Below are 8,127 nucleotides of genomic sequence, written 5' to 3'. Positions count from 1 at the left end.
GTACCACATCGCTGCGCGTTGTGCAAGCGAACACCCGTGCTGCGCACGGGTGTTGCGCTCCCGCTCCGCGGGAGCGCTGGCTGACCGCTGCGCGGTCAGCTCACCCGGGTTGCTGCGCAACCCGGGTGACGCTCCGTCCGCTGCGCTACCGGAGCGGTGCGGCGTAGCCGCCGCACCGTGGTGCCCTGCGCTGCGCTCCGGTCACCGTGTGGCGCTTCGCGCCAGGAAGGCCGGCCCCGCTGCGCGGGGGCGGCCAACGGGCCTGCGGCCCAAGCGGCAGCAAAGGGTGGGGGGTGACTGTCTCTTCGGCTGGCCTCTGCGGACTTCTGGGGCTTGACGCCTGGTCAGCGTCTGCGGGACCAGGCGCTGCCGATTCCCGCAACGTGCAGGGCCAGTACGGTCAGCCCGAGGAGCATGACGTTGACTGACGAGAATGTGTGATTGGTGCTGATCTCGGTCGCGTTGATGAGGAACGCGATGAAGAACAGCACTGCCGCGACTATGCCGAGCATGACGAGCCCCTCTCATAGGAAGTGAAGCCCGTATGCCCGGCCAACGCCCCCACAGACGTGGGCGGCGCCTCCTAAAGTGGTCTGGCCGGCCCGTGCAGGCAGACTGGCGGGGTCCTCAGGCGTGGGCGTGGCGGGTACGTGCCGCCTTGTGCGAGGCGGCGTGATGCGCGGGCCGACCTGTCGGGGGGACTGCGAGACGCCGCAGGGACAGGCCGGCGGTGGCCAGGAGACCGGTGAAGACGGCCAGGAGGTAGAAAGAGCGGACGCGGTGCAGCTGCCGCACGGCCCGCAGGAACTGGATGCGTTCGGTGTTCGGTGCCATGCGGGGCCGTGTACCCCGATGTGCCCCGACCATCAGGGCGGAAGGAATCCTGTGTGGTGGCTTGCCGGGGCGTCGTGGACGTCTGCATCCCTATTGTGATGCAGCATGTAGCATTGGCGTAATTCAGGGACACCCGGTGGGGAGCTGTTTGCGTGTTGATCTACGAGTATCTTCCGCATGAGCTTGCCCGGCTCGGGGTGGTCGCGAAAGCTGCCGGGATCGATCGCCGTCGGATAGCCGCTCAGGTATGCCTGGCTCGGGAACGCGCCGGGAGGGCGAGCATGGCCCCGTCCGAACCGCATCACTTGAGCGAAGTGTTCATCGCGGAGCTGCGGCGCCTTCAGTGGGAGCGGATCGCCGGCCTCATGGAGAAGGAGCGGATCGCCGCGTATGCGCCCTCCCGTGACTCGCGTGCCATCCGCTACGAAGAGCGGCGTCTGCAGCGGTTGATGACAGACGTGGCCGAGGCCGAGCGGTCAGGTGTCGCGGCTGTGGAAATCCGGCGGCACCGCGTCTACCGGATCGATGCCCGGCCCACCGCCGGCAGCTCCGGCCCGGACATGCCTGCCCTCGTCGTCCATCTGATGGCGGCATCACCCGGTGAAGCGGCCGCGAGAGCCTGGGCCATCCACGGAAGAGACGGCGGCCTCTACCAACGCGGCGGATACCGCATCGCTTCCGTCACACAAATCCTTCCCGAGCCGGGAGAACTCTTTTGATCCAGCTCCGAGAACACCAAGTGGAACAGAAATCACGGTTCCGAAAATGGGTCGGATTCCCTGCAAGATCATCTGTGCCACCGGAGGGGGCGCGTGGCACGATCGTGTCCGCGACTGGATCGGGCAAGACCATCACCGCCGCCGCGTGCGCGCTGGAGTGCTTCCCCAGCGGCCGGATCCTCGTCACCGTGCCGACCCTGGACCTGCTCGTGCAAACCGCCCAGGCGTGGCGGGCAGTGGGGCACCGCTCCCCCATGGTGGCGGTGTGCTCGCTGGAGAGCGACCCGGTGCTCAACTCGCTGGCGGTGCGTACCACCACCAACGCGATCCAGCTGGCGCTGTGGGCCGGGAAGGGGCCGGTCGTCGTGTTCGCCACGTACGCCTCCCTCGTGGACCGCGAGGACCCGGAGGACCCTTCGGGCCAGCAGACGGTGCGCGGGCCGCTGGAGGCCGCTCTGGCGGGCGGAGAGCGGCTGTACGGACAGCAGATGGACGGTTTCGCGCTCGCGATTGTCGACGAAGCTCACTCAACCGCAGGTGATCTTGGCAGGCCCTGGGCCGCGATCCACGACAACCAGCGGATCCCCGCCGACTTCCGGCTATACCTCACCGCCACCCCCCGCATCCTCGCCTCACCCCCGCCGCAGAAGGGTGCAGAGGGCCAGGAGCTGGAGCTGGCATCGATGGGCCAGGACTCCGACACCTACGGACCCTGGCTGGCCGAACTCGGGCTCTCGGAGGCGATCGAACGGGGCATCCTCGCCGGATTCGAGATCGACGTACTGGAGATCCACGACCCCTCCCCCGTCACCGGTGAATCCGAGGAGGCGCAGCGGGGCCGGCGCCTGGCGCTCCTGCAGACCGCACTTTTGGAGCACGCGGCGGCGTACAACCTCCGTACGGTCATGACGTTCCACCAAAGGGTGGAGGAGGCGATGGCGTTCGCGGAGAAGATGCTGGAGACAGCCGCGGAGCTGTACCTCAACGACGCCTCGGCCAATGACCTGGCGGCCGCGGACCGGCTGCCGAAGTCATCGATCGACGCGCAGTTCTACGAGCTCGAGGCCGGCCGCCACGTACCCCCGGACCGCGTCTGGTCGGCATGGCTGTGCGGCGACCACCTCGTCACCGAACGGCGCGAAGTGCTACGCCAGTTCGCCAACGGCATCGACGCAGCCGGCCGCCGGGTCCACCGCGCCTTCCTCGCCAGCTGCCGCGTCCTCGGGGAAGGCGTGGACATCACCGGCGAGCGGGGAGTCGAGGCCGTCTGCTTCGCCGACACCCGCGGCTCACAGGTCGAGATCGTGCAGAACATCGGCCGCGCGCTCCGGCCCAACCGCGACGGCACCACCAAGGTCGCCCGCATCATCGTGCCCGTCTTCCTCCAGCCCGGCGAGGACCCGACCGACATGGTCGCCTCCGCCAGCTTCCGCCCCCTTGTAGCAGTGCTCCAAGGCCTGCGCTCCCATGATGAGCGCCTGGTCGAGCAGCTTGCCTCCCGCGCCCTCACCCACGGGCAGCGCAAGGTGCACCTCCGGCGTGACGAAGACGGGCGGATCGTCGGAGCCGGCGGCGAGGTGGGCGAGGACCAGGAGCACGACGACACCGATGGTGCGGTCGAGTCGGCGCTGCTGCACTTCTCCTCTCCCCGGGACGCAGCGACCATCGCCGCTTTCCTGCGCACACGGGTGTACAGGCCCGAAAGCCTCGTCTGGTTGGAGGGCTACCAGGCGCTCCTCCGCTGGCGAGCAGAGAACGAGATCACCGGCCTGCACGCCGTCTCCTACACCGTTGAGGCCGAGGTCGGCGTGACGAAGTCCTTTCCGCTGGGGAGGTGGGTGCACCAGCAGAGGAAGGCGTTGCGGGCCGGGGAGCTGAAGCCGCGCCGCAAGGAGCTGCTCGACTTGCCGGAGGCCGGGATGGTGTGGGAGCCGGGCGAAGAAGCCTGGGAGACCAAGCTCGCCGCGCTCCGGTCGTACCACCGGGCCACCGGCCACCTCGCCCCCAGGCAGGACGCTCTCTGGGGCGAGGGCGAGGCGATGGTGCCCATCGGGCAGCACATGGCCAACCTCCGGCGGAAGGGCGGCCTCGGGAAGGACCCGGAGCGGGCGGCGGAGCGCGCCAAGCAGCTGGAGGCGATCGACCCGGCCTGGAACTGCCCCTGGCCACTCAACTGGCAACGCCACTACCGCGTCCTCGCCGACCTCGCCGCCGACGAACCCCACGGCCACCTGCCCGACGTCCAACCCGGCGTGACGTTCGACGGCGATGATCTCGGGCAGTGGCTAAAGCGGCAGAAACAGCCGGGCACCTGGGCGCAGCTGTCCACCGAACAGCAGGAACGGCTGTCCAGGCTGGGCATCAAGCCCGCCCCGACGCCGCCTCCCGCTTCGACGACCAAGAGCAGTGGGAAGGGGCCGAGCAAGACGCAGCAGGCGTTCCAGCGGGGCCTGGCGGCCGTCACGCAGTGGGTGGAACGGGAAGGCGACCGGCCGGTGCCAAGGGGGCACAGCGAACAGATCACGGTCGACGGCGAGGCGGAGCCTGTGGCCGTCAAGCTGGGCGTATGGATCTCGAACACCAAGTCGAGGCGCGACAAGCTCAGTGCGGAGCAGCTGGCCGCACTGGCTGAGTTGGACGTCGACTGGATCTGACGGTTGTCGGCAAGGTCCATCCAACCGGGAACCGCCCCGGTGGCGGCACTCCCGGACCCCGAGTCCACGCCCCTCCCCACACCCCCGGACCACTCCACGCGAACGTCCCACACACCCAGGTGACGGTTGGTAAAGTCCGTCACCCTCACACGCCAGAACGCCCCTTCAGGTACCGCTTTGGCGGTAGACACCATCAGGGGCAGGCGTGGCCCAGAGCCCGGTGGTTCATCCATACCGCCACATCGCACACCCGCAGCGCGCTCACCGTCTCCGGCAGCCCCGCTGCCTGCCTCAGCTTGAGCAGTTGACGGTGCAAAGCGGCGTCGTCCTCGCGAAGCGCGGCGTGCAAGGACAGCCAGAACGGACGCGGGCGGCCCAGCGCACACCGCACCACACGGTCGTAGACCGGCAGCAGTCGGGGACGTTTGCGGGCCAGGACCTTCCCGGCGATGACCCAGTTGACCCCATGCTGCTCGCAGAGCAGTCTCCAGGCCTGATCCGCCGGCGAGCCGTCGGCCACGACGACCGCGTCGGCATCAGCCATGTCGACGTCCCTGGGAATGGCGTGAAGCAGACCGGACAGCCGCGCGCCCAGGCGGCCCTCCAGAATGTCCAGCGCGACGGGCACCGGAACGATCACCGACAGGGTCTGCACCGCGACCAGGTCCTCCGCCGTGATCCGGTCAGCGACCTCCGGCCGGTCTCCCCCACCCGCCAGATGCTCAAACCGACTGCCGGTGAACGGCACCGCGCCGGGCGGCAGACCGATGCCGAAGTAGCGCCGCAGATCCACGATGGCCTGAGGGTTCGTAATGAAGGTATGCAGTCGTTCTGCGAACACTAGTGGGGCACCGATCAAGAGAGCAACACTCCCTCCGTCTCAGCGATTTCTAGGGGATCATACCGATCTCTTGCGCGAGTAAGCCCGAAGGGCGGGGCTATGCAGTGCATAGCCCAAACGCCCTCCACACCGACGCCGATACAGCACACCCCGCATTTTCCACCTCGTCGACGAGACGTAGCGCTCGGTCGGCGATAACGAGGTCTTGTGAAACAGGTGCGATCTCATCACCCAACCCCCTAAGGAAGTTCGCGATCCTCGGCCATGAATAGAAGGCAGTCCCGCCCACTTTCTCCTCTGGCTGCGGAAATCCCCCCGGCCCTCGCTGACCTTTCGACAGTTGCACCAACGACTGTCGGCTTCGCCCAGCTCGCTGCGCAGCAATATCCAAGGTCACGATGTCATCGTGGATTACACGCGCGGCACGAAGCCCGTTTATCTTGCGGATTTCTCCGGACACCAATGCGACGGCCTCAAGCATCGTGTTGGCCACCACATCGCAATGCAGCTCCGAGACACCTGAACCACCAATTGTGTAGGAAACGGAACCGTCCGCAAAAAGCGGAAGATCCTCGCTGGCGCTGGTGTCAATAAAGTCAGCCTCGTCCCGCGTCAACTGCCGGTTGAGGGCTAGAGTGAATGTCCATTCTGCAGGCACGATATTCTCCTTCTTTTGGGTCCGATCCAGTTTCACGTCATCTCGGGCGCGGTTCGGACGGGCCCTCCAGAATGGCGCCATATTTCTGCCAGAAAGTGCGCCCCACTGGAGGGCCCGCCTCGGACTTACGCCCAAGGCCGGCCAGTCCTAGTGCTTTCGGTGCCGCCTCACGAACTCGTCTATGCGACGAGCAAACACACTCGGATTACGGGGAGAGTGGTGAATCGGGAGAGATTGACCACACCCCGAACAGGTAAGTTCCCCCCACCGATGTCCATTAATATTTTCTGATATTGACAAGCCCTCCGACTTGGCCGCGCTCAACGCCTTGCGAATGTCCGATTTTGGATGATTTCCCAAATCTAATCCCTTATACAGCCTTACGCGACCTAGGAGTGCCCATGGTCACGGCAACGCTATCTCGAGGTGTAGCAGATGTGCAACAGCAGGTCGCCGGGTTCGAGATCGACGTCCTGGAGATCCGCGACCCCTCCCCCGTCGTCGGGGAGTCCGAAGAGGCACGGCGCGGCCGGCGCCTGGCCCTCCTGCAGACCGCGCTCCTGGAGCACGCGGCGAAGTGGAACCTCAAGACCGTCATGACGTTCCACCAGAAGGTGGAGGAGGCCGCCGCGTTCGCGGAGAAGCTCCCGGAGACGGCTGCCGAGCTGTACGTCAACGACGCCACCGCCGACAAGCTGCCGAAGTCCTCCATCGACGCGGAGTTCTACGAACTCGAGGCCGGCCGCCACGTCCCGCCGGACCGCGTGTGGTCGGCGTGGCTCTGCGGCGACCACCTCGTGACGGAGCGGCGCGAGGTGCTGCGCCAGTTCGCCAACGGCATCGACGCAGCCGGGCGCCGGGTCCACCGCGCCTTCCTCGCCAGCGTTCGCGTGCTCGGGGAGGGCGTGGACATCACCGGCGAGCGGGGAGTCGAGGCCGTCTGCTTCGCGGACACCCGCGGCTCCCAGGTAGAGATCGTGCAGAACATCGGCCGCGCGCTCCGGCTCAACAAAGACGGCAGCACGAAGGGCGCCAGGATCATCGTGCCGGTGTTCCTGAAGCCCGGTGAGGACCCGACCGACATGGTCGCCTCCGCAAGCTTCAAGCCGCTCGTGGCGGTGCTCCAGGGCCTGCGCAGCCACGATGAACGCCTGGTCGAGCAGCTCGCCTCCCGCGCCCTCACCCACGGCAAGCGCACAGTCCACCTCCAGCGCGATGAGGACGGGCAGATCGTCGGGGCCGGCGGAGAGGGCGACGGCGCGGACCAGGAGCAGGACGACACCGACGCCGCTGCCGAGTCCGCCCTGCTTCACTTCTCCAGCCCGCGCGACGCGGCGACGATCGCCGCGTTCCTGCGCACCCGGGTCTACCGGCCGGAATCGCTGGTGTGGCTGGAGGGCTACCAGGCCCTGATCCGCTGGCGGGCGGAGAACGAGATCACCGGCGTCTACGCCGTGCCCTACGACATGGAGGTCGAGGTCGGGGCGACGAAGGCGTTTCCGCTTGGGCGGTGGGTGCACCAGCAGAGGAAGACGCTGCGGGCCGGGGAGCTGGAGGACCGGCGCAAGGTCCTCCTGGACGCGCCGGAGGCCGGGATGGTCTGGGAGCCCGGCGAGGAAGCGTGGGAGGCCAAGCTCGCCGCGCTCCGGTCGTACCGGCGGGCCACAGGGCACCTCGCGCCGCGTCAGGACGCGGTGTGGGGCGAGGGCGAGGCGATGGTGCCCATCGGGCAGCACATGGCCAACCTCCGGCGCAAGGGCGCGAAAAACGGCCTGGGCAAGGACCCGGAGCGGGCCGCCGTACGCGCCGCGCAGCTGACGGAGATCGACCCGGACTGGGACTGCCCATGGCCGCTGGACTGGCAACGCCACTACCGGGTGCTCGCCGACCTGGTCGACGCCGACGGCCAACTGCCCGACATCGCACCCGGCGTGCTGATGGACAGCGACGACATCGGCAAGTGGCTCCAGCAGAAGCAGCCAGCCACCTGGGCACAGCTCCTGCCCGAACAGCAGGAGCGGCTGTCCCACCTGGGCATCACGCCCGCTGAGATGCCGTCTCCCGCCCCGGCCGCCAAGGATGCGACGAAGGGGCCGAGCAAGGCACAGCAGGCGTTCCAGCGGGGCATGGCGGCCCTCGCCCAGTGGGTGGAGCGGGAAGGTCACCGGCCGGTGCCGAGGGGCCACAGCGAAGAGATCGCGGTCGACGGCGAGGCGGAGCCGGTGACTGTGAAACTGGGGGTGTGGCTCTCGAACACCAAATCGAGGCGGGACAAGCTCACCTAGGACCAGCTGGCCGCACTGCGGGAGCTGGGCGTCAAATGGGCGTAAGTAGCTGTTGTCGTTCCGGTCTTGAGAGGCGGGCGTCGAACGGGAGTCTCGATCGGGTGATCGCGGCGGACTGCGGGCATGAAGGCAGGGC

The 8,127-nt window shown here is 67.7% G+C and carries 7 protein-coding genes; 3 read left to right on the top strand and 4 right to left on the bottom strand.

Annotated elements, in window-relative coordinates; all coding sequences use genetic code 11:
- Nucleotides 1-344: 344 nt before the first annotated feature.
- Nucleotides 345-512, bottom strand: a complete 168-nt coding sequence (locus ACFXAE_RS35785) for a hypothetical protein (RefSeq protein WP_384723777.1) — start codon at nucleotides 510-512, stop codon at nucleotides 345-347.
- A gap of 115 nt (nucleotides 513-627) precedes the next feature.
- The gene (locus ACFXAE_RS35780; protein WP_384723774.1) at nucleotides 628-834 is read right to left on the bottom strand and encodes a hypothetical protein; all 207 of its coding nucleotides are present in this window, start codon (nucleotides 832-834) and stop codon (nucleotides 628-630) included.
- A gap of 152 nt (nucleotides 835-986) precedes the next feature.
- Here ACFXAE_RS35780 and ACFXAE_RS35775 point away from each other — a divergent pair, with 152 nt between their 5' ends.
- The gene (locus ACFXAE_RS35775; RefSeq protein WP_384723771.1) at nucleotides 987-1,553 is read left to right on the top strand and encodes a hypothetical protein; all 567 of its coding nucleotides are present in this window, start codon (nucleotides 987-989) and stop codon (nucleotides 1,551-1,553) included.
- Nucleotides 1,550-4,207: a Helicase associated domain protein gene (locus tag ACFXAE_RS35770; RefSeq protein ID WP_384723768.1), complete on the top strand. Its 2,658-nt coding sequence runs from the start codon at nucleotides 1,550-1,552 to the stop codon at nucleotides 4,205-4,207. The genes ACFXAE_RS35775 and ACFXAE_RS35770 overlap by 4 nt, the downstream gene beginning before the upstream one ends.
- A gap of 193 nt (nucleotides 4,208-4,400) precedes the next feature.
- On the opposite strand, the gene ACFXAE_RS35765 is transcribed toward ACFXAE_RS35770, so the two are convergent.
- Nucleotides 4,401-5,048 carry a DUF6308 family protein gene (locus ACFXAE_RS35765; protein ID WP_384723765.1) on the bottom strand — a complete coding sequence of 216 codons (648 nt, stop codon included), beginning with the start codon at nucleotides 5,046-5,048 and terminating at the stop codon, nucleotides 4,401-4,403.
- A gap of 97 nt (nucleotides 5,049-5,145) precedes the next feature.
- Complete coding sequence (locus ACFXAE_RS35760; protein ID WP_384723762.1) at nucleotides 5,146-5,706, bottom strand: hypothetical protein; 561 nt, start codon at nucleotides 5,704-5,706, stop codon at nucleotides 5,146-5,148.
- Between the two features lie 437 nt (nucleotides 5,707-6,143).
- Between ACFXAE_RS35760 and ACFXAE_RS35755 the strand changes: the two genes are divergently transcribed.
- Nucleotides 6,144-7,991: a Helicase associated domain protein gene (locus ACFXAE_RS35755; RefSeq protein WP_384723759.1), complete on the top strand. Its 1,848-nt coding sequence runs from the start codon at nucleotides 6,144-6,146 to the stop codon at nucleotides 7,989-7,991.
- The last annotated feature ends 136 nt before the right edge of the window (nucleotides 7,992-8,127 follow it).

Origin of the sequence: Streptomyces sp. NPDC059454 (assembly GCF_042749965.1) — a bacterium.
Classification (GTDB): domain Bacteria; phylum Actinomycetota; class Actinomycetes; order Streptomycetales; family Streptomycetaceae; genus Streptomyces.
The sequence above is the reverse complement of the archived record's forward strand: the minus strand, read 5'-3'. Positions and strand labels throughout refer to the sequence as shown.